The organism is Pseudomonas alcaligenes, from assembly GCF_014490745.1.
Classification (GTDB): Bacteria; Pseudomonadota; Gammaproteobacteria; order Pseudomonadales; family Pseudomonadaceae; genus Aquipseudomonas; species Aquipseudomonas alcaligenes_C.
The window spans coordinates 1,598,409-1,619,211 of record NZ_LZEU01000001.1; the positions used below are offsets into that span (position 1 = coordinate 1,598,409).

General features: G+C 66.3%; 24 protein-coding genes. 10 read left to right on the forward strand and 14 right to left on the reverse strand.

Translation table 11 applies throughout. From position 1 onward, the window contains the following. Nucleotides 1-45: 45 nt before the first annotated feature. Together A9179_RS07115 and A9179_RS07120 are read right to left on the reverse strand one after the other, a co-directional pair. Nucleotides 46-381, reverse strand: coding sequence for a tRNA-binding protein (locus A9179_RS07115; RefSeq protein ID WP_187805131.1), 336 nt, complete (start codon nt 379-381; stop codon nt 46-48). A gap of 61 nt (nt 382-442) precedes the next feature. After that, entirely contained in the window at nt 443-1,207 is a 765-nt protein-coding gene (locus A9179_RS07120; protein WP_187805132.1) for an AraC family transcriptional regulator, read from the reverse strand. 136 nt (nt 1,208-1,343) lie between these two features. Here A9179_RS07120 and A9179_RS07125 point away from each other — a divergent pair, with 136 nt between their 5' ends. Continuing rightward, entirely contained in the window at nt 1,344-2,153 is an 810-nt protein-coding gene (locus A9179_RS07125; RefSeq protein ID WP_187805133.1) for a UDP-2,3-diacylglucosamine diphosphatase, read from the forward strand. Continuing rightward, nucleotides 2,150-3,181, forward strand: a complete 1,032-nt coding sequence (locus tag A9179_RS07130; RefSeq protein ID WP_187805134.1) for a glycosyltransferase family 4 protein — start codon at nt 2,150-2,152, stop codon at nt 3,179-3,181. Before A9179_RS07125 ends, A9179_RS07130 begins: the two co-directional genes overlap by 4 nt. A 45-nt stretch (nt 3,182-3,226) precedes the next feature. On the opposite strand, the gene A9179_RS07135 is transcribed toward A9179_RS07130, so the two are convergent. From A9179_RS07135 to A9179_RS07145, 3 genes are all read right to left on the reverse strand, one after another. Next, nucleotides 3,227-4,615 (reverse strand): adenylate/guanylate cyclase domain-containing protein, encoded by a 1,389-nt coding sequence (locus A9179_RS07135; protein ID WP_187805135.1) that lies wholly within the window; start codon nt 4,613-4,615, stop codon nt 3,227-3,229. 153 nt (nt 4,616-4,768) lie between these two features. Further along, nucleotides 4,769-5,356 carry an HD domain-containing protein gene (locus A9179_RS07140; RefSeq protein WP_187805136.1) on the reverse strand — a complete coding sequence of 196 codons (588 nt, stop codon included), beginning with the start codon at nt 5,354-5,356 and terminating at the stop codon, nt 4,769-4,771. 100 nt (nt 5,357-5,456) lie between these two features. After that, a complete protein-coding gene (locus A9179_RS07145) occupies nt 5,457-5,774 on the reverse strand; it encodes an Mpo1-like protein (RefSeq protein ID WP_187805137.1) in 318 nt (105 codons plus the stop codon). A gap of 124 nt (nt 5,775-5,898) precedes the next feature. On the opposite strand from A9179_RS07145, the gene A9179_RS07150 reads away from it, so the two are divergent. Beyond that, on the forward strand, nt 5,899-6,903 hold the full coding sequence (locus tag A9179_RS07150) for an AraC family transcriptional regulator (RefSeq protein WP_187805138.1): 1,005 nt from the start codon (nt 5,899-5,901) through the stop codon (nt 6,901-6,903). A gap of 92 nt (nt 6,904-6,995) precedes the next feature. Here A9179_RS07150 and A9179_RS07155 read toward each other — a convergent pair whose 3' ends face one another. Continuing rightward, nucleotides 6,996-8,450, reverse strand: a complete 1,455-nt coding sequence (locus tag A9179_RS07155) for a TrkH family potassium uptake protein (protein ID WP_187805139.1) — start codon at nt 8,448-8,450, stop codon at nt 6,996-6,998. Between the two features lie 37 nt (nt 8,451-8,487). Next, nucleotides 8,488-9,942, reverse strand: coding sequence for a TrkH family potassium uptake protein (locus tag A9179_RS07160; RefSeq protein WP_187805140.1), 1,455 nt, complete (start codon nt 9,940-9,942; stop codon nt 8,488-8,490). 151 nt (nt 9,943-10,093) lie between these two features. Here A9179_RS07160 and A9179_RS07165 point away from each other — a divergent pair, with 151 nt between their 5' ends. Beyond that, nucleotides 10,094-10,453, forward strand: a complete 360-nt coding sequence (locus A9179_RS07165; RefSeq protein WP_187805141.1) for a YkgJ family cysteine cluster protein — start codon at nt 10,094-10,096, stop codon at nt 10,451-10,453. 38 nt (nt 10,454-10,491) lie between these two features. Continuing rightward, nucleotides 10,492-11,052, forward strand: a complete 561-nt coding sequence (locus A9179_RS07170; RefSeq protein ID WP_187805142.1) for a nitroreductase family protein — start codon at nt 10,492-10,494, stop codon at nt 11,050-11,052. Between the two features lie 20 nt (nt 11,053-11,072). Here the strand turns inward: A9179_RS07170 and A9179_RS07175 are convergent, their stop codons facing one another. From A9179_RS07175 to A9179_RS07200, 6 genes are all read right to left on the reverse strand, one after another. Continuing rightward, nucleotides 11,073-12,401: a sensor histidine kinase gene (locus tag A9179_RS07175; protein WP_187805143.1), complete on the reverse strand. Its 1,329-nt coding sequence runs from the start codon at nt 12,399-12,401 to the stop codon at nt 11,073-11,075. Between the two features lie 77 nt (nt 12,402-12,478). Further along, nucleotides 12,479-12,925, reverse strand: a complete 447-nt coding sequence (locus A9179_RS07180) for a Spy/CpxP family protein refolding chaperone (protein WP_187805144.1) — start codon at nt 12,923-12,925, stop codon at nt 12,479-12,481. A gap of 120 nt (nt 12,926-13,045) precedes the next feature. Continuing rightward, a complete protein-coding gene (locus A9179_RS07185; protein ID WP_187805145.1) occupies nt 13,046-13,723 on the reverse strand; it encodes a response regulator transcription factor in 678 nt (225 codons plus the stop codon). A 29-nt stretch (nt 13,724-13,752) separates the two neighbouring features. Next, entirely contained in the window at nt 13,753-14,160 is a 408-nt protein-coding gene (locus A9179_RS07190; protein WP_187805146.1) for a hypothetical protein, read from the reverse strand. A 43-nt stretch (nt 14,161-14,203) separates the two neighbouring features. Continuing rightward, the gene (locus A9179_RS07195) at nt 14,204-14,503 is read right to left on the reverse strand and encodes a YciI family protein (protein WP_187805147.1); all 300 of its coding nucleotides are present in this window, start codon (nt 14,501-14,503) and stop codon (nt 14,204-14,206) included. A 1-nt stretch (nt 14,504) separates the two neighbouring features. Beyond that, on the reverse strand, nt 14,505-15,095 hold the full coding sequence (locus tag A9179_RS07200; protein ID WP_187805148.1) for a septation protein A: 591 nt from the start codon (nt 15,093-15,095) through the stop codon (nt 14,505-14,507). A gap of 65 nt (nt 15,096-15,160) precedes the next feature. Here A9179_RS07200 and A9179_RS07205 point away from each other — a divergent pair, with 65 nt between their 5' ends. From A9179_RS07205 to rluB, 5 genes are all read left to right on the forward strand, one after another. Continuing rightward, the gene (locus A9179_RS07205) at nt 15,161-16,021 is read left to right on the forward strand and encodes a PHP domain-containing protein (protein ID WP_187805149.1); all 861 of its coding nucleotides are present in this window, start codon (nt 15,161-15,163) and stop codon (nt 16,019-16,021) included. Nucleotides 16,022-16,034: 13 nt separating this feature from the next. Further along, a complete protein-coding gene (locus tag A9179_RS07210) occupies nt 16,035-16,667 on the forward strand; it encodes an L-threonylcarbamoyladenylate synthase (RefSeq protein WP_187805150.1) in 633 nt (210 codons plus the stop codon). A 26-nt stretch (nt 16,668-16,693) separates the two neighbouring features. Beyond that, on the forward strand, nt 16,694-17,500 hold the full coding sequence (locus tag A9179_RS07215) for a segregation and condensation protein A (protein ID WP_394354752.1): 807 nt from the start codon (nt 16,694-16,696) through the stop codon (nt 17,498-17,500). Next, nucleotides 17,501-18,292, forward strand: a complete 792-nt coding sequence (gene scpB, locus A9179_RS07220; protein WP_187805151.1) for an SMC-Scp complex subunit ScpB — start codon at nt 17,501-17,503, stop codon at nt 18,290-18,292. It abuts the gene before it with no gap. Nucleotides 18,293-18,476: 184 nt separating this feature from the next. Further along, on the forward strand, nt 18,477-19,646 hold the full coding sequence (gene rluB / locus A9179_RS07225) for a 23S rRNA pseudouridine(2605) synthase RluB (RefSeq protein ID WP_187805152.1): 1,170 nt from the start codon (nt 18,477-18,479) through the stop codon (nt 19,644-19,646). Nucleotides 19,647-19,702: 56 nt separating this feature from the next. Here rluB and A9179_RS07230 read toward each other — a convergent pair whose 3' ends face one another. Next, nucleotides 19,703-20,629, reverse strand: a complete 927-nt coding sequence (locus A9179_RS07230; protein ID WP_187805153.1) for a GGDEF domain-containing protein — start codon at nt 20,627-20,629, stop codon at nt 19,703-19,705. Nucleotides 20,630-20,803: the final 174 nt, after the last annotated feature.

Consider the following 20,803-nt stretch of genomic DNA (forward strand, 5'->3'; position numbering starts at 1 on the left):
CGAGGTCTGTAGGACGGGCGCAGCCCGCGAAGCGGCGGCTCTGGTTCAGGCCAGGCGGGCGCCATTGGGCAGTGGCTTGTCGAAGCTGGCCAGTACCACCTTGCCGTCCTGGTCGTAGACGCCGGTCACCAGCACTTCCGAGCGTACCCCGGCGACCCGCTTGGGGGCGAAGTTGCACACGCACAGCACCTGGCGGCCGACCAGCTCATGGCTGGCGTAGTGGGCAGTGAGCTGGGCGCTGGAGGTCTTCACGCCGAGCTCGCCGAGATCGACTTCCAGCACATAGCTGGGCTTGATCGCCTTGTCGTTGGGGCGGGCGCTGAGCAGGGTGCCGACGCGCAGTTCCACGCGCTCGAAGTCCTGCCATTCGATGGTCTGCATACCGGGGGCTCCTGAGGGTTGCCGGGTAGTCTAGGCGCAGGATGGCCCCGGGTCTGTCGCGCTACTCGCGGCTTTTGTCGCGCCACTCGCGGCGCAGTTGTCGCGGTGTGGTGCCGAGCTGGCGGGCCAGGGCGGCGGTGAAGGCACTCTGCGAGGCATAGCCGACCCGGGCGGCGACTTCGCCCACGGCCAGGTCGCTGTCCAGTAGCAGGCTGCGGCCCAGCTGCAGGCGGCGGTTGCGCACATGCTCCATGGGCGTCAGCCCGGTGGCGGCGAGGAAGCGGCTGTGGAAACGCGCCACCGACAGGCCGCACAGGCGTGCCAGATCGGCCACCTGTAGCGGGTGGGCGCAGTGGCGGTCGATGTGCGCGTCGATGGCCGCCAGCGGCAACTGGGCGCTTTCCTGGATCTGACCGGCCTGGCTCAGGCTGGCCAGCAGCAGGGCGGCGCCTTGCTGGGCGATCACGCTGTCGTCGAGGGAACTGGCTGCCAGCCATTGCACCAGCTGGCTCTGCGCCAGGTTGAGCGGCACGCGCCCGGGGGTTTCCAGCAGACGTTGTGCATTGTCGAGATGCCCGCCCAGGCGTTCCTGCAGCCAGGCGTGGGGCGGTACGTCGAGCACCAGGCAGTGGCTACCCTGGGGGCTGGCGCAGCTGTGGTGCTGCTCGGGCGGCACCACGGCGAGGCTGTGGCTGAGCACCTGGCAGCCGCGCCCGGCCACTTCGAAGTCCAGGCAGCCGGACAGGCCGAACACCAGCTGGGCGTGTTCGTGGCTGTGGGCGATCTGTTCGTGATGGTAGTGCCGCAAGGACAGTAGCGCGTGCATGGCGGGGCTCCCGGAACGAGCCGGCAGTCTACACCGCGGCGCGCCGGTGGTGCGCTGTCATCAGTCCGCCATCTGGCTGTCACAGTGGTTTCACCGCCGGCGCGCAAGCTCGCGCTAAACCCAGCGGAGGCCATCCATGAGCATCGCCGAGCGCAGCAAACCCAGCCGCAAGCAACGTGTCCGCACCCTGTGGATTTCCGATGTGCACCTGGGCACCCGTGACTGCCAGGCCGAGCGGCTGGCCGAGTTCCTCAAGCGCTACCAGGCGGACAAGGTCTACCTGGTCGGCGACATCATCGACGGCTGGAAGCTGCGCGGCGGCATCTACTGGCCGCAGGCGCACACCAACGTGATCCGCCGCCTGCTGACCATGAGCAAGCGCGGCACCGAGGTGATCTACGTCACCGGCAACCACGACGAATTCCTGCGCCGCTACTCCAAGCTGATCCTCGGCAATATCCAGCTGGTCGACGAGGCCGAGCACCAGACGGCCGACGGCCGCAAGCTGCTGGTGATCCACGGCGACCAGTTCGACGTGATCACCCGCTACCACCGCTGGCTGGCCTTCCTCGGCGACTCGGCCTACGGCTTCACCCTGCTGCTCAACCGCTGGCTCAACCACTGGCGCGAGCGCTGGGGCTACGGCTACTGGTCGCTGTCGGCGTACCTCAAGCACAAGGTCAAGAGCGCGGTGAATTTCATCAGCGACTTCGAGGAGGCGATCGCCCACGAGTGCGTGCGGCGCGGCTTCGACGGCGTGGTCTGCGGCCATATCCACCACGCGGAGATCCGCCAGGTGGGCGCCGTGGAATACCTCAACTGCGGCGACTGGGTGGAGTCCTGCACGGCGCTGATCGAACACCTGGACGGCAGCATCCAGCTCTACCGCCTGGCCGATGAGCAGGTGGCCGTCGGCGCTGCAGTCGGCATCGGGCAGGTCGCATGAGGATCCTCATCGTCAGCGATGCCTGGCACCCGCAGGTCAATGGTGTGGTCACCAGTTTGCAGGCTCTGGTCAGCGAGCTGCGTGGCCTCGGTCATCTGGTCAAGCTGCTGTCGCCGCAGGATTTCCATGCGCTGCCGTGCCCCAGTTACCCGGAGATTCCGCTAGTGTGGGATTTGTGGAAGGTCGGCCCGGCGATTCGCGCGTTCGGCCCGGACTGCGTGCACCTGGCCACCGAAGGGCCGCTGGGCTGGGCCGCCCGCCGCTGGCTGGGCAAGCGCGGGCTGGCCTTCTCCAGTGCGATTCACACGCGCTTTCCCGAATACGTGCATACACGCTGGCCGGCGCTGCCGCTGAGCTGGGGCTATGCCTACCTGCGGCGCTTCCACCAGCCCAGCCAGGCCGTGCTGGTGACCACCGAGCGCTTGCGCGATGAGTTCAGCAGCTGGGGCCTGCAGCGCCTGCAGCTGTGGCGCAAGGGCGTGGATACCCGCTTGTTCCAGCCGCAGGGCGAGGCGCCGGTCGAACCGCTGTTCCTCTATGTCGGGCGGCTGGCGGCGGAGAAGAACGTGGCTGCCTTTCTTGCTCTCGATCTGCCGGGGCTGAAGTGCGTGGTCGGCGACGGCCCGCAGCGTGGTGAATTGCAGGCGGCCTATCCGCAGACGCAATTCCTCGGCTATCTGCAGGGCGAAGCGCTGGCCCAGGCTTTCGCCGCGGCCAGCGTGCTGGTGTTTCCTTCGCGCACCGATACCTACGGCCTGGTGATGCTCGAGGCGCTGGCCTGTGGCACACCGGTGGCGGCCTTCCCGGTGCCGGGGCCGCTGGATGTGTTGGAGGCGGGCGTTACCGGGGTGATGAGCGAGGATCTGCGCCAGGCCTGCCTGGATGCCCTGCAGCTGGATCGCCGGCTGTGTGCCGAGCGGGCGGCCCGCCAGTCGTGGCGCGCGTCGGCCCTGGAGTTCCTGAGCCAGCAGCCGCTGCTGGACGGCGAGCTGGTGGCGCCGGCCGAGCTGCAGGCGCTGCGGGTGTGATCAGTGCCCCAGAACGCAGAAGCCGCCTTTCGGCGGCTTCTGCGTTTACAGGATGACCTTGTCGCGTAGCTTCTCGGCGGCCTGGTTGAGGGCCTGGATGACCTTCTCCTTGTCGTAGTTCTGGATGCCGTTGGTATCCAGGTACATGGAGAAGCCGGGCAGTTCGTGTTCGACATAGCTGGACTTGGCCCCGAGGTCGCGGCGGAAGTCCACCACCTGGTAGATCTGTACCGGGCGGCTGAAGCCCTTGACCGCGATCTGGCCCTTGTCGCGGCACATGATCACGTCTTTGACCAGCGAGTAGGTCTCGTGGGAGATCAGCACTTCGCCGGCTTCCGAGGAGCTTTCCAGGCGGCTGGCCAGGTTCACTTCGCGGCCGATGATGGTGTAGTCCATGCGCGTGTCGGCACCGAAGTTGCCGACCGTGCAGTAGCCGGTATTGAGGCCCATGCGGATTTCCAGGGGCTTGGTGATGCCCTGGGCCAGCCACTGTTGGCGCAGCACCTTCATGTGTTTGCGCATGGCGATGGCCATCGACACGGCGTTGACCGCGTCCTTCTTGGCGCCCTGGCTGGACGGGTCGCCGAAGAACACCATGACGCTGTCGCCGACGAACTTGTCGATGGTGCCGCCGTACTTGAGGGCGATCTTCGACATTTCCGTGAGGTAGTTGTTGAGCAGGTCGGTCAGCTGCTCGGCTTCCAGCTCCTCGGACAGCTCGGTGAAACCCTTGATGTCGGAGAAGAACACGGTGAGTTTCTTGCGCTGGGTCTCCAGGCGCACGTGCTTCTTGCCGCTGAAGATCATCTGCCAGACCTGCGGCGACAGGTACTTGGCCAGGTTGCGCGCCAGGCGCGCGGCCTTTTCCTGTTCGCGGGTGATTTCGCTGCGCATCAGGGTCAGGCGAATGCCCTGCTCATGCACGAAATAGGCGGTGATGCAGATGTACAGGGTGCTCAGCAGAATGCTGACGATGGCCACCAGGATCGGGGTGGCGGCCTTGACCTCGGGATGCACCAGGGCGGTGGTCAGGGCTATGCCACCGGCCGCTACCAGCAGTGCCAGGCCGACGTAGCGCAGGCCGCCGGCAATCATGGCACTGAAGCTGAGGATCAGCAGGAACATCAGCCCCGGCACCACCGAGAAGCCCATCATGACGGCGGCGATGCCGGCATGGGCGGCATCGAGGAACAGCAGGGTGAGGGTGGTCTGTTCCGGGTAGTCGCGCTTGAAGCGGTTGCCCAGGTGGTAGGCCACATGGGGATAGAGCAGGGCGTAGGGCACCATCCACAGGATGTCGTAGCCGAAGTGCTGATCGTAGGTGCCGGCGGCGATGCTGGCTGCCGTGGCGATATAGGCCAGCACGCGGGAGTAGTACTCGCGCAACAGCGGGGCAGGTTGGGCCTTGACGGCCTCCGGGGTGGCGGACTTCATGAAATGGAGCGATCCCTGATGGTTTTCTGGCGCTTCTTGTCGAGCGCCTGAGGGTCTGCAAGACCTGAGCCAAGGCTATGGCGGGTGAGGGATCATAACCAGCCCCCGGGCGGCGGCCAAGTGTGACCGCCGAATGGCAGGCGCGGGGAGGTGTCAGGCCGGTTGTCGCGGCATGGCCGACTGGTAGATGGACTGCCTGGGCTGGGCGAACACGCGGCGCAGCATGGGTTCGAAGAACTCCAGCGGCAGGGTCTCGCCTTGCGGGTCGAAGGCGGCGGCATCGTAGCGGGCGCAGAATTCGATGGTCTGCTGGTACTGCGGATGCTCCTTGAACTGCTCGCGCAGGTGGCGATCCAGGCCCAGGTGATGGAAGAAGTAGTAGCCCTGGAAGATCGCGTGCTTCTCGATCATCCAGTGGTTCTCCGCGCTGACGAAGGGCTTGAGCATGGCCGCGGCGATGTCGGCATGGTTGTACGAGCCGAGGGTGTCGCCGATATCGTGGAGCAGGGCGCAGACCACGTACTCCTCGTCCTTGCCGTCGCGGTAGGCGCGGGTGGCGGTCTGCAGCGAGTGGGTCAGGCGATCCACCGGGAAACCGCCGAAGTCGCCGTCGAGCAGCTTGAGGTGGCTGAGGATGCGATCCGGCAGGTGCTTGGCGTAGGCGGCGAAGTCCTGGGCAATGATGGCCCAGTCCTCGGCGCTGCCGTCTTCCATATGGGTGAAACGGGCATGAGCGTTCATCAGGCGTCCTCTTGTTGTTGGCGTGGGACTGTTGCGGGAACGATGCGGCGGGCAACGGGCCCGGGTGCTCAGCGCCCGGGCCGGAGGGATGGCAGCTGGTTTAGAAACGGATACGGCCGGTCAGGGCATCCTTCAGCATCACCCAGTCGCCCATCAGGCTGTACAGCGGGTACTGGAAGGTGGCCGGCTTGTTCTTCTCGAAGACGAAGTGGCCGACCCAGGCGAAGCCGTAGCCGGCCAGCGGCAGGGCCAGCAGCCACAGCCATTGCTGGGTGAAGATGGCGTAGGCGAGGATACCCAGTACCAGCGTGCTGCCGACGTAATGCAGGCGGCGGCATACGTCGTTGCTGTGTTCCTGCAGGTAGTAGGGGTAGAACTCGGCAAAGCTCTGATAGCGTTCGGTGGTTTCGGCGCTCATGGCGTACCTCCTGTCATTGTTGACCACAGTTTACGCAGGCTGTCTCCTGCGGCCAGTGACATACAGGGCCAGTTTAGTATCCTCTTGGCGCCAGCCCGTGATTGAACAGCATAAGAATAACGCCATGAGCGAACGCACAACTTCCTCCAGCTGGGCCTCCAGCATCGTCCAGGCCCTGGAGTTGGGGGGCGTCGATTGCCGCAGCCTGTTTTCCCGCCTGGGCATGGACTATGCCGCCCTCGACGACCCCGAGGCGCGCTTCCCGCAGGACAGCATGACCCGCCTGTGGCAACTGGCCGTGGAGGCCTCCGGCAACCCGGCCATCGGCCTCAACATGGCGCGCCTGAGCGTGCGCCCGACGGCCTTCCATGTGGTTGGCTACGCGCTGATGTCCAGCCGCAACCTGCAGGAGGGCTTCAACCGCCTGGTGCGTTACCAGCGCATCATCGCCGAAGGCTCCGACCTGAGCTTCCACCCGACCCTGGATGGCTACGAGCTGGTCTTCGCCATCCACGGCGATCGCCTGCCGCCGGCCCGGCAGAGCACCGAAGCATCGCTGGCGCATACCCTGACCTTTTGCCGCTGGCTGACCGGCAAGCCGATCCGCGCCCGCCAGGTGAGTTTCCAGGGGCCGCCGCCAGAGAATCTGGAGCCTTACCGCGAGGTGTTCCAGGCGCCGCTGCGCTTCAATGCCGAACACTACGGCATGCTCTTCGACCGCGCCGACCTGGATGCGCCGCTGCCTTCGGCCAACGAGGCCTTGGCGCAGTTGCACGACCGCTTCGCCGGCGAGTACCTGGCGCGCTTCTCCGACAGCCGGGTCACCCATCAGGTGCGCCAGGTGCTGTGCCGCCTGCTCCCCCAGGGCGAGCCCAAGCGCGAGGCGGTGGCCCAGGTGCTGCTGCTGTCCGAGCGCACCCTGCAGCGGCGCCTGCAGGAAGAGGGCACCAGCTACCAGCAGCTGCTCGACGACACCCGCCGCGAGCTGGCTGGCCAGTACCTGGCGCAGCCCAATCTGACCCTGCTGGAGGTGGCCTATCTGCTGGGTTTTGCCGACCCCAGCAACTTCTTCCGCGCCTTCCGCCGCTGGTTCGACAGCACCCCGGGCGAGTACCGCGCGCGCCTCTGAGCCTCTGTCGTAGGGTGGACGCAACCTGCGAGGTGAATCATGCGGGTTTCACCCGCCCTACGACAGAGCCGCGAGACGCTCGTAACGGGGTGTCAGTGCCGCCAGAAGGTCGGCATCAATAGCACCAGCACGGTAAGGATCTCCAGGCGCCCCAGCAGCATGCCCAGGGTCAGCAGCCATTTGGCGCTGTCCGGCAGGCTGGAGAAGTTGCCGGCCGGGCCGATGATCGGGCCCATGCCCGGGCCGACGCCGGACACCGTGCTGGCTGCGCCGGACAGCGCGGTGATCCAGTCCAGGCCGCACAGGGTCAGACCCATGGCCAGTGCGGCGATGGTGATGGTGAAGAAGAACGAGAAGGCCAGGATCGAACGCACGATGTCCTCGTCCAGGCGATGGCGGTTGTACTGCTGCTTGATCACCGCGCGTGGGTGCACCAGCTGCATCAGGTTGGCCTTGAGCAGGATGTAGGCGATCTGGAAGCGGAAGATCTTCAGGCCGCCGGCGGTGGAGCCGGAGCAGCCGCCGATAAAGCCCAGGTAGAAGAACAGCATGCTGGCGAAGCCGCCCCACAGGCTGTAGTCGCCGAGGGCGAAGCCGGTGGTGCTCATCACCGAGGTGGTGTTCACCGCCACGTGGCGCACCGCTTCCAGCCAGTGCAGGCGGGTGGTGGCCCAGTACCAGGTGCCGAGCAGCAGCCAGCTGCCGACCAGAATGAACAGGAAGCCGCGCACCTGGGCGTCGCGCAGCAGTGCCCAGTAGTTGCCGCGCAGCACCGAGACATACAGCACGAACGGCAGGCTGCCGAGGATCATCGCCAGCACCGCCACCCAGTGCACCGCCGGCTGCGGCCAGTGCGCCAGGGAGGCGTCGGAGGTGGAGAATCCACCGGTGGAGATCGCCGACATGGCGTGGTTGATCGCATCGAACAGGCTCATGCCGGCTAGCCAGAAGCCCAGGGTGGCCAGCAGGCTGATGCCCAGGTAGGCCACCACCATGTACTTGGCGACCATGTGCGAGCGCGGCATGACCTTCTCCGAGCGATCCGACGACTCGGTCTGGAACAGGCGCATGCCGCCGATGCGCAGCATCGGCAGGATCGCCACGGCCATGGCGATGAAGCCGATACCGCCCAGCCAGTGCAGCAGCGAGCGCCAGATCAGGATGCCCGGCGACATGCTGTCCAGGCCGCTGAAGATGGTGGCGCCGGTGGCGGTGATGCCGGACATGCTCTCGAAGTAGGCATCGGTGAAGCTGGTGTGCAGGCCGAACAGGAAGGGCAGCGCGGCGAAGAACGACACCAGCAGCCAGCTCGACACGGTGAGCATGTACATGTCGCGCGGGCGCAGGTGCACCTGCCGGCCGCGGCCCTGGAGGAACATGCCCAGGCCGCAAATGAAAGTAATCAGGCTCGACCAGAGAAAGGCATTGATCCCCGGTGGCTGCGCATAGATCAGCAGGGTCACTACCGGCACCAGCATGGCGATCGCCAGGGTCAACAGGAAGATGCCGTTGATCAGTGCCAGGGTGCGCAGGGTCGGCAAGGACATGTCGGGCTTCCGTTCGGGCTGAAGAGGTTGCAGCGGCTCAGTGCCGCCAGAACGCCGGGGTAAATAGGACGAGTACGGTGAGAATTTCCAGGCGGCCGAGCAACATGCCCAGGGTCAGTAGCCATTTGGCACCATCAGGCAGGCTGGCGAAGTTGCCGGCGGGGCCGATGATCGGGCCCAGGCCGGGGCCGACGTTGCACACGGCGGTGGCTGCGCCGGTGAGTGCGGTGACCCAGTCCAGACCGAACAGGGTCAGGGCCATGGCAATTACGCCGATGGTGATGGTGAAGAAAAAGGAAAAGGTGATCAGCGAGCGGACGATATCTTCGTCGAGGTTATGGTTGTTGTATTGCTGCTTGATCACCGCGCGTGGGTGCACCAGTTGCTGCAGGTTGGCCTTGAGCAGCACATAGGCGACCTGGAAACGGAAAACCTTCAAGCCGCCCGAGGTGGAGCCAGAGCAGCCACCAATAAAGGTCAGGTAGAAGAACAGCAGCACTGCAAAGCTACCCCAGGTCGTGTAATCGCCCAGTGCGTAACCGGTCGTGGTGACCACGGAAGTGGTGTTGACCGCTACGATGCGCACGGCATCCAGCCAGGTATTGTCCGAGTGAGCCCACAACCAGGTGCCAACCACCAGCCAGCTGAGGATCAGGAAACCGAGCAGGCCACGCACCTGGTGATCCTTGATCAGGGCCTTGCGATGACCACGCAGGGTCGCGACATAGAGGGTAAAGGGCAGGCTGCCAAGCAGCATGAAGACAACCGCGACCCAGTGTACGGCTGGTTGTTGCCAGTGTGCGAGGGATGAGTCGGAAGTGGAAAAGCCACCTGTGGAAATTGAGGCCATCGAGTGGTTGATTGCTTCGAACGGTGTCATGCCGGCGACCCAGAAGGCCAGAAAGCCCAGCAGTGTCAGTAGTACATAGACATACAGGATGTACTTGGCTGCCATGTGCGAGCGCGGCATGACCTTCTCGCTCCAGTCCGAGGACTCGGTCTGGAACAGGCGCATGCCACCGACCCGCAGCAGCGGCAGGATGGCCACCGCCATGCCGATGAAGCCGATACCACCCAGCCAGTGCAGCATCGAGCGCCAGATCAGGATGCCCGGCGACATATTGTCCAGCCCGGTCAGCACGGTGGAGCCGGTGGTGGTGATACCGGACATGGTCTCGAAGAAGGCGTCGGTGTAGCTGATATGGGCGATCAGCACCATCGGCAGGGCGGCGAAGCCACACACCACCACCCAGCTGGCGGTGGTCAGCAGGTACATGTCGCGCGGGCGCAGGTGCATGTGCTGCGGGCGGCCGCGAATCAGCAGGAGCAGGCCGGCGACGAAAGTGATCAGGCTCGACCAGAGAAAGGCGTTGAGATCATCGGTGCGTTCGAAGCTGAGCAGGGTCAGCATCGGGATGACCATGCTGACCGCCAGGGTAATGAGGAAGATTCCGAGAATGAAGCCGATGACGCGCAAGGTCGGCGAGGCCATGAACAAGGCTCTGATTGTAGGCAGGTGGGCATTCTAGCCTGCCCGCCAGGCGGCCTGTAAATCTGCGTCTGGGGGCTTCACAGCGGCATGCCGATTCATAGAATAACCACCCCATCGCCGGCCCGCTCCGGTTTGCAGAAGTCCTAGCGTCATGTCCGAAAACAGTCCTTGCCTGAGTTGTGGCGCCTGTTGCGCGCATTTCCGGGTGTCGTTCTACTGGGGGGAGTGTCAGTCTGCCGGTGGCAGCGTGCCCGATCAGCTGGTCGAGCAGGTCAACAGCCACCGTGTGGCCATGCTCGGCACCGCCAGCAAGCCGGTGCGTTGCGTCGGTTTGCAGGGCGAAGTCGGCTGCGCAGTCAGCTGCAGCCTGTACGAGCAGCGCTCCAGTACCTGCCGCGAGTTCAGCGCCAGCTGGGAAGATGGCGCGGCCAACCCCAATTGCGATGCCGCCCGTGCCGCTTACGGCCTGCCGGCGCTGGTGCCGGTGGCAGACGCGGAGTGCTGCGCGTAATCGGCTAGAATGCCGAGCTGTTTCCCCGGGAGAAGCCCATGCAAGCGCTCGATCTGTTGCTCAACCGTGTTTCCGTGGGCCGTCTGCTCGAACCGGCGCCCGATGCCGCCCAGCGCGAGCTGCTGTTCCGCGCCGCCCTGCGTGCGCCGGATCATGGCCAGCTGCGCCCCTGGCGCTTCCTCACCGTGGAAGGCGAGGCCCGTGTGCGCCTCGGTGAGCTGTTCGCCGCGGCTTTGGCCGCCGGCAATCCCGAGGTCAAGCCGGAGGCGCTGGACAAGGCCCGCGCCATGCCGCTGCGCGCACCGCTGCTGGTGGTGGTGATCGCCCGTCTCAGCGATCACCCCAAGGTGCCGCAGCAGGAGCAACTGCTGGCGGCTGGCAGCGCCGCCCATGGCATCCTGCTGGCGGCCCATGCCCAGGGCCTCGGCGCCATGTGGCGCACCGGCGAGCTGAGCTACCACCCGCAGGTGATGGCCGGGCTGGGCCTGAGCGCCAGCGAGCGCATCGTCGGTTTCCTTTATCTCGGTAGCGTGGAAGGCGAGCGGCGTGTGCCGCAGGCGCTGGAGCCGGCCGATTTCGTGGCGGCCTGGCAGGGCTGATCGGCCCGCCTGGCAAGGATTTACAGCGCAGCGCCGTTCAGTGGCAGCTCGAGGGTGGCGACGAAGCCGCCCTGCGGGTGATTGTCCAGCAGCAGGCGCCCGCCATGGCGCTCCGCCGCCTTGCGCGCGATGGCCAGGCCCAGGCCGTGTCCGGCGGCGGCCTGGTCGGGGGCGCGGAAGAACGGCTCTCCCAGTTTCTCCAGCAGCTCCGGGGCGACCCCTGGGCCGTGGTCGCGCACGCTGATCAGCAACTGCTGACCCTGGCTGTGCAGGCGCAGCTCGATGGGCTGGCCGGCAGGGTTGAAGCGCATGGCGTTGCGCAGCAGGTTGTCCAGGGCGCGGCCGAGCATGGCCGGCCAGCCCTGCAGCTCCAGGGTGGGCTGGCGCTCGACCAGCAGGGCCTGCTCGGGAGCGCTGAGGCGGGCATCGGCCTGCAGCTCGTCGAGCAGGCGGTCGAAGTCGATGGCCTGGGCCGCGCCCGGATCGGCGTCCAGGCGGGCGAGGGCGAGAATCTCGCTGATCAGATCTTCCAGGCGGTCGCATTCGCGGGTCAGGCGCTGCCACAACTGTTCGCGCGCTGCCGGCTCGGCCCGTTCGGCCAGGGCCAGGGCGATGCGCAGGCGCGCCAGCGGTGAGCGCAGCTCGTGGGACACGTCGCGCAGCAGCTGGCGCTGGCTGCCGATCAGCCCCTGCAGACGTGCGCCCATGCGGTTGAAGTCGCGCGCCAGCACGCCGAACTCGTCGCCGCGAGCGGCCAGGCGGGCCAGGCTGTTCTGCTGGTAGGCGGTCTGCCCGAGGTCGTGCACGGCACCGCGCAGGCGGCCGAGCGGGCGGGTGATGGAGAGGGTCAGCAGCAGGCTCAGGGCGGTCAGCACCACCAGGGCGATGCCCAGGGCGCTGAGCGGCCAGAACAGGCTGTCGCGGTGCCAGGCACCCAGCTCCGGGTGCGGGATGCGGAAGATGAACAGGTAGGTCTGGCCGTTGTGCGGATTGGTGTATTCGCGGGTCAGGCGCCGCCAGGGCAGCGGTCGGTCATCGCCACGGCGGGCCTCGAAGGCGGCGGCGCGCGGCGGGAAGGTGCCGTACACCAGCGGCTGGCCATCGCTGTCGAGTACCTGGGTGTCGACGTGCCAGCGCTGCTTGTGCTGCTCCAGCAGCCCCTGCGCCGCCTCGGCGCCACGGGTGGCGTAGAGCTGGCTCCACTGCTGCGGCAGGTCTTTCACCGCCGGGTGGTGGCCGAGAATCCAGGCGTCCTGGTTCAGCGCATGGCCGAGCAGCATGGACAGACCGGCAACCAGGGCGATGGCCAGCCAGAAGCTGGCGAAGATGCGCCAGAACAGTGAACGCATGGGTTGCTCCTTACAGAAAACAGCAGGCCCGGTCTGCACGTGGCAGGCCGGGCCGTGGTCAGGCTAATGCGCGGGGATCATTGCTTCTTGCTGTCGCGCTCGGCCTTCCAGGCTTCGAACTCTTCACGCTCGGCACGCTGCTTTTCCCGCTCCTGTTTGTGCTGGTCGAACAGCTTCTGCTGCTCTGGCGTGAGGATGGCACGGATGGCCTTGTCATGTTCCTGGCGGGCCGTCTCCAGCTCTTTCTTCATTGCCTGCTTGTCGGCTTCCGGCAGCTTGTCCAGGTACTTGCGGGTGATCTCGCGCGGGTTGTCCTTGCGCTCGTGCATCAGCTTGGCGAACTGCTCGCGCTGTTCCGGGGTCAGGTTGAGATCCTTGAACATATCCATGCCCGGGCCACGGTGTTCGCCGTGGGCGGCCATGCCGCAGTCAGGGGCCGGGCCGCGCGGGCCTTCCGCCGGACTGGCCATGGCCAGGGTCGGCAGGGCGGCGGCGAGCAGCAGGGCGGTAAGGGTCTTGCGCATGGTGTGTCTCCTTGTCTCGATTCCGGCGGGTTACCGGATGAGCACAGTCTAGGGAGGCCAAGGTCAAGCGCGGTCAGGGCAGGGTAAAGCCAGGGTAAAGAGCGGTATCGACAGCCTGACTCAGGGGTTGTAGTAGTAGCCGCGGCTGCGCAGGGCGATGATCCGCGGACGGCCGTCGGCGTGCGGGCCGAGCTTCTTGCGCAGGTTGCTGACGTGCATGTCCAGGCTGCGGTCGTACAGGGTCAGCTTGCGGCCCAGGGCCAGCTGGGCCAGGGCCTGCTTGTCCAGCGGCTCGCCCGGTTGCTGCAGGAGGGCTTCGAGGATGCGGCTTTCCGAGAGGGTCAGGCTGATCTCGTGTTCGCCCAGACTGGCCACGCCGCGTACCTGGCTGAAGCTCAGGTCACCCAGTTCCAGGCGGGTGGCGCTGGCCACCGGCTGGCTGCGGCGCAGTACGGCGCGCAGGCGGGCGGTGAGTTCGCGTGGGTCGCAGGGTTTGGCCAGGTAGTCGTCGGCGCCCAGTTCCAGGCCGAGGATGCGATCCAGCGGTTCGCCGCGGGCGGAGAGCATCAGTACCGGCAGCTCGGCGTGTTCGCTGCGCAGCTGCTTGAGCAGCTCCAGGCCGCTGCCGTCGGGCAGCATCACGTCGAGAATGACCGCCGCCGGATTGTGCTGGGCCAGGCTGCTGCGAGCGCTACCGGCGTCATGGCAGGCGTGCACCTGGAAACCTTCCTGCTGCAGCCAGCTGCCCAGCAGTTCGCAGAGTTCGCGGTCGTCGTCGATCAGCAGCAGTTCGGTCATGGCTCAGGCACGTGGTGGAAGACGGTGACTCAGACCCATTCGCTGCGGCGCTTGTTCCGTCGTCCGGCGCTCAGGCGGCCGATGACGAAAGCCAGCAAGGTGGAGCCGCCGCCGATGGTGTACCACAGCTGTTGCTCGCTGAGCAGGCGCGGCGGTTGCTGGGCCTGGGCCTGCTTGAGCTGCAGCTTGAGGCGCTGGTTGTCCTGGCGCAGGCGGTTGAGCTGGGCGTTGTTCTGCTCGCTGCTGTTGGCCAGCAGTTCGCTGCGCTGGCGTTCGCTGTCGGCCAGCTGTTGCTGCAGCTCGGCGAGCTTGTCGTTGTGGCTGGGACTGGTTACGGCCGGGCTGGGGGTGGGCAGCGCGAGAGTGGTTTCCTCGGCTGCGGCCCAGGGGGCGAACAGCAGACTGGCGAGCAACAGCGACAGCGGGCCTTGGCGCATGGGGAACTCCGGTTTCCGATTTTTGTTATTGGGCGTTAGGCGGTCAGGGCAGAACCCGTTTGAAGGGTTTGACCGTGACACTGGCATAGACGCCAGCGGCACGGTAGGGGTCGGCATCGGCCCAGCTCTGGGCGGCGCTGAGGGAGTCGAACTCGGCGACGATCAGGCTGCCGGTGAAGCCGGCCGTGCCCGGGTCGTTGCTGTCCACGGCCGGGTGCGGGCCGGCCAGTACCAGGCGGCCTTCGTTCTTCAGTTGTTCCAGGCGGGCCAGGTGGGCCGGGCGGCTGGCCAGGCGCTTGTCCAGGGAGCCTTCGGCGTCGCTGGCGATGATGGCGTAGAGCATGTCAGTCCTTGCTGTCTTGGGTTTCGCCGTCATGCATGTGACGGGCCAGGTAGACGCCCTGGGCGACCAGGAAGAGTACCGTCATGCCGAGGCTGCCGAATACCTTGAAGTCGACCCAGAACTCTTGAAAGGTGAAGGCCACGAACAGGTTGGCGCTGCCGCTGAAGATGAAGAAGGCCACCCAGGCCAGGTTCAGGCGCGTCCAGATCGCCTGCGGCAGCTGCACGGCGTGGCCGAGCATGCGCTGGATCAGCAGCTTGTCACCAATGAAGTGGCTGCCGAGGAAGCCCAGGGCGAATAGCCAGTTAACCACCGGTGCCTTCCACTTGAGGAAGGTCTCGCTATGGAAGGCCAGGGTCATGCCGCCAAATACCAGACAGGCGGCGAGGGTCAGCCACTGGCCCTTTTCCAGCTTGCGCTGCAGCACCAGAAGAGTGCCGTAGACCAGCACGGAGGCCAGTATCAGCACGGCTGTGGCGCTGAAGATGCCGCCCAGCTCGACGCTGTGGCCGGCCAGTTCGACGGTGCGCGGATCGAGTTTGTAGACGATGAAGAACAGGATAAGCGGGATGAAGTCGATGAATTGTTTCACGGCGGCAGCCAGAAGCGGGATGTGGCGGCATAATAACAAACATCATTCCCAGCGAAAGCGGCCCCATGAAGGTTGATCTGCACTGCCACAGCACTGCCTCCGACGGCGTCCTGGCCCCCGCCGCGGTGGTCGCGCGCGCCCATGAACGGGGCGTCGAGCTGCTGGCGCTGACCGACCACGACACCCTCGAGGGGCTGGACGAAGCCCGCCAGGCTGCCGAGCAGCTGGGCGTGCGCCTGGTCAATGGCATCGAACTGTCCTGCACCTGGGGTGGGGCGACCATCCATGTGCTGGGGTACGCCTTCGCCAGCGAGGCGCCGGCGCTGGGCAAGGCGATTGTCGACCTGCACCAGGGCCGCTGGCTGCGCGCCGAGGAAATCGCCCGGCGCCTGGAGGCCAAGGGCATGCCCGGCGCGCTGGATGGCGCACGCGCCGTGCAGCAGGCGCTGGGCGATAGCGGCAACGCGCCGGCGCGGCCGCACTTCGCCGAGTTCCTGGTACGTGCCGGGCATGTGCGCGACCACGCCGAGGCGTTCCGCAAGTGGCTCGGCTCGGGCAAGCTGGGCGACGTCAAGCAGCACTGGCCAAGCCTGGAACAGGCGGTCGGCACCCTCGGCGATGCCGGAGCCTGGATCAGCCTGGCCCATCCCTGGCAGTACGATTTCACCCGCAGCAAGCGCCGCCGCCTGGTGGCCGACTTCATTGCCGCCGGTGGTCATGCCCTGGAAGTGGTCAATGGCCTGCAACCGGCCGAGCAGGTCGGCGGGCTGGCCATCCTGGCCCGCGAATTCGGCATGCTGGCCAGCGTGGGCAGTGATTTCCATGCCCCCGGCGACTGGTCCGAGCTGGGGATGTACCGGCCGCTGCCGGACGACTTGCCAGCGCTGTGGGAGCGCTTCGACCATGCACGCGCTGCTGCCATCTGAACAGGGAGAGGTCATGAGCCAGTTCTTCCAGGTGCACCCGGAGAATCCGCAGGCGCGCCTGATCAAGCAGGCGGTGGAAATCGTCCGGGGCGGCGGGGTGATCGTCTACCCGACCGATTCCTCCTATGCCATCGGCTGCCTGATCGGCGACAAGGGCGCGGTGGAGCGTATCCGCCGCCTGCGCCAGCTTGATGACAAGCACAATTTCACCCTGGTGTGCAGCGACCTGTCGCAGATCGGCCTGTTCGCCAAGGTCGACACCACCGCCTTTCGCCTGCTCAAGGCGCACACCCCGGGGCCCTACACCTTTATTCTCAATGCCACCCGCGAAGTGCCGCGCATGCTCCTGCATCCCAAGCGCCGCACCATCGGCCTGCGCGTGCCGAGCCACCCGATCGCCCTGGCCCTGGCCGAGCAACTGGGCGAGCCGCTGATGAGCGTGAGCCTGATCCTGCCGGGCGACGAGCTGCCGATGAGCGATCCCTACGAGATGCGCCAGGTGCTTGAACACCATGTCGACCTGATCATCGACGGCGGCTATGGCGGCCTGGAGGCTTCCACCGTGGTCAACCTGGCCGATGGCGAGCCCGAGGTGTTCCGCGTCGGCTGTGGCGACCCCAGCCCGTTCGAGGCCGGCACAGCGTGAGCGCAACCGCCGAACATCCCGCAGCCGTGGCGCCCGACGCCGAGCCCGGTACCCAGCAGGAACTGCCGTTCGCCCTGGTCTACGGCCAGGCGGTCACCGAGCTGCCGCTGGATCTGTATATCCCGCCGGATGCCTTGGAAGTCTTCCTCGAAGCCTTCGAGGGGCCGCTCGACCTGCTGCTGTACCTGATCCGCAAGCAGAACATCGACATCCTCGACATTCCGGTGGCGGAAATCACCAAGCAGTACATGGGCTATGTCGAGCTGATGAAGTCGGTGCGCCTGGAGCTGGCTGCCGAGTACCTGGTGATGGCCGCCATGCTCGCCGAGATCAAGTCGCGCATGCTGCTGCCGCGCTCGGCCGATGCCGAGGACGAGGAAGACGACCCGCGTGCCGAGCTGATCCGCCGCCTGCAGGAATACGAGCGCTACAAGGCCGCTGCCGAAGGCCTGGACGAGCTGCCGCGGGTGGGGCGCGACCTCACCGTGCCGCGCCTGGATGCACCGGAGGCGCGAGCGCGCAAACTGCTGCCGCAGGTCAGCCTGGAGGAGCTGCTGCTGTCCATGGCCGAGGTGCTGCGCCGTGCCGACATGTTCGAGAGCCACCAGGTGACGCGTGAGGCGCTGTCCACCCGCGAACGCATGAGCGAAGTGCTGGAGCGCCTCAAAGGTGGCGCCTTCGTGCCGTTCGTCACGCTGTTCGCCACGGAGGAAGGGCGTCTTGGTGTGGTGGTGACCTTCATGGCGGTGCTGGAACTGATCAAGGAACAACTGGTGGAACTGGTGCAGAATGAGCCCTTTGCCCCCATCCATGTGCGTGCCCGAGCCGAATAGATGAACCTGTCCGACCCGAAAGAACTGGCCACCCTGCTCGAAGCCTTCCTCTTGGCTTCCGGCAAGCCGCAGTCGCTGGAACGCATCAGCGAGCTATTCGACGAGGCCGAGCGCCCGGAGCTGGCGACCATTCGCGAGGCGCTCGGCATCCTGGCTGAGTCCTGCCAGGGGCGCGCCTGCGAGCTCAAGGAGGTGGCCTCTGGCTACCGCCTGCAGGTGCGTGAGCAGTTCGCTCCCTGGGTCGGTCGGCTCTGGGAGGAGCGCCCGCAGCGCTACTCGCGGGCCATGCTGGAGACCCTGGCACTGATCGCCTACCGGCAGCCGATCACCCGTGGCGAGATCGAGGATATCCGTGGCGTGGCGGTCAATAGCCAGATCATCAAGACCCTGCAGGAGCGCGAGTGGATTCGCGTGGTCGGCTACCGCGACGTACCGGGCAAGCCGGCCATGCTGGCCACCACCCGGCAGTTTCTCGACCACTTCAACCTGAGCAACCTCGACGAGCTGCCGACCCTGGCCGAACTCCGCGAACTGGAGCCCGAGCCGCTGCTGGCGCTGGACGACGACCTGCCGGTGCCGGCCGAGCTGCAGGCGCGGGCCGATGCCGAAGGCGCCGAACCCGCTGCCGAGCCGCGCGACGAAACCAGTTTCCGCAGCCTGCTGGCCGAACTGGACTCGATGGAGCAGGGCCTGAAGACCGACTTCAGCGACCTGCCGCAGGATGCCGAAGAGCCGGAGCCGCTGGCCGATGCCGCGGAATCGCTGGATGAGGCGCCGCTCGGTCACGACTAAGGCTGGGCAATGGCTTGCCGCCAGCCGCTGGTCAGCCTGGTTGCCTGCCGGTTGGCGGTAAACGGCGGCGTTGGTCTTGGCCGTCTATAGTCTGCCCGTGCGTCCTGGCGGTGATCCGCGTATGATGCGCGACCCTTTCGGCGCCTAGCGCCACATTCACCAGACACACCGGGAGGTGCCCAGCATGAGTGAAATCGATCCCAGCATCGAACCTGTCCGCCCCAGCGGCGAAAAACTGCAGAAAGTCCTGGCCCGTGCGGGGCAGGGCTCGCGTCGCGATATCGAACAATGGATCAAGGACGGTCGGGTCAAGGTCAATGGCGTTGTTGCCACCTTGGGCGCGCGCGTCGACCAGCGCGATGCCATCAGCGTCGACGGTCAGCTGCTGCGCCGCGAGGAAGTGGCGCAGGTCGTGCGCCGCGTGCTGATCTACAACAAGCCGGAAGGCGAGATCTGCACCCGTGACGACCCGGAAGGCCGGCCGACCGTGTTCGACCGCCTGCCGCGCCCGCGCGAGGGACGCTGGATCAACATCGGCCGCCTCGACATCAACACCACCGGCCTGCTGCTGTTCACCACTGACGGCGAGCTGGCCAACCGCCTGATGCACCCGTCCTTCGAGATGGATCGCGAGTACGCGGTACGCGTGCGCGGCGAAGTCACCGACGAGATGATCGAGCAGCTGAAGGCCGGCGTGATGCTGGAAGACGGCCCGGCCAAGTTCACCGACATCAAGGAAGCGCCGCGCGGCGACGGCTTCAACCACTGGTACCACTGCGTGGTGATGGAAGGTCGCAACCGCGAGGTGCGCCGTCTGTGGGAGTCCCAGGGCCTGGTGGTCAGCCGCCTGAAGCGGGTGCGCTTCGGCCCGGTGTTCATGACCTCCGACCTGCCGATGGGACGCTGGCGCGAGATGTCCCAGCGCGAAGTTGACATCCTCAGCGAGGAATGCGGCCTGGCGCCGATGGCCCTGCCGGCGATGAAAGAGAAGGTGCGCGACAAGCTCGACCGCCTGCAGCGCAAGTCGGCCAAGCCGCTGGCCCGTGGCGAGCGTCCCAAGCGCGTGCTGCGTCCGGCCGACGAGGCGGGCGGCGAGCGTCCGGCGCGGGCCCCGCGTGACGCCGGTGGCGAGCGTCCGGTGCGCAGCCCGCGCAAGGACAGTGGCGAGCGCCGTGACAGCGGCCGTGGCACGCCAGTGGCCGAGCGTCCGGCGGATGGCAAGAAGCGCACGCCGCGTCCGGCGGTAGAGCTGGCTGATCGTCCGGCGCGCAAGCCACGTCCGGCGGCGCCTGGCGGCAACAAGCGGCCGCCGAGTGGCGAGGGTCAGCGTCCCGGCTTCGGCCGCAAGCGCTGAATCTGCGGCAATAAAAAGGGGCTCCTAGGAGCCCCTTTTTATTGCTGACCTATTGTTCAGCCGGCCATGGACAGGCGATTGCGCCCCTCGCGCTTGGACACGTAGAGGGCGTTGTCGGCGCGCCGTTGCAGGCTGTCCACCGACTCGCCGGCCAGCAGGGTGGCGCAGCCGAGGCTGATCGACAGTTCGATGGCGCGGTTGTCCACCAGGTGCTGCAGGCCGAGCACAGCCAGGCGCAGGCGCTCGCCGACCATCTGCGCGGCTTCGCGGCTGGTGTTGGACAGCAGGATGAGGAACTCCTCGCCGCCGTAGCGGAACACCATGTCGATGTTGCGCAGGCTGTTCTTCACGACGTCGGCCATGGCCTTGAGCACTTCGTCGCCGGTGGTGTGGCCGTACTGGTCGTTGATCTGCTTGAAGTGGTCGATATCCAGCATCAGTACCGACAGCGGCTGCAGATTGCGCCGGGCCAGTTCCACTTCGCGTTGCAGGGCCTGGTTCATGGCGACGCGGTTGCCGGTATCGGTCAGCGGGTCGCGCAGGGCGCTCTGCAGGGCAGCGCGGTAGAGCAGGGCGTTGCGCAGCGGGAACAGCAGGCTGGCCAGCAGCGATTCCAGCTGGCCGAGTTCGTCGTCGCTGAAGCGCTGGTTGCGGCGGAAGATCAGCTCGCCGAGGTACTCGCCTTCATGGCTCAGGCGGTAGCCGGCCGAGTGGCTGGCGCGTTCGCCGAGTTCCAGGCGCATATCACTGGCGCTCAGCTGGTAGCTCAGGGCGCTCAGCGGAACCAGGCGCTGCACTTCACGGAAAAACAGATCGAGGATGCGGTCGACTTCCAGCGAGGTCTGCAGCTGTAGGCTGAGCTGCTGACGCAGTTGGGCCAGACTGACCGGTTTGAGCGGCTGGCGGTTGCGGCTGGCGTAGCCCAGGCGCTGCAGCTTGGCGGCATCGAAATCGATAGTGTTGGACTGATTGTGTGGAACCATGGAGCTCAACCTCTGGCGCTATGCGCTGTGACGAGGGAGGTAGAGCGAATTCTGTGCCAGTTTGTATAAAGCCTTTTAAATCAATTGGTTGTATTGATTTTTAGGGCTTGAGAGGCAAGTTTTTGCCGGTTCCTTGGCGGTGATGGTGGCAATGTGATGCCGTTCGCACTGGGC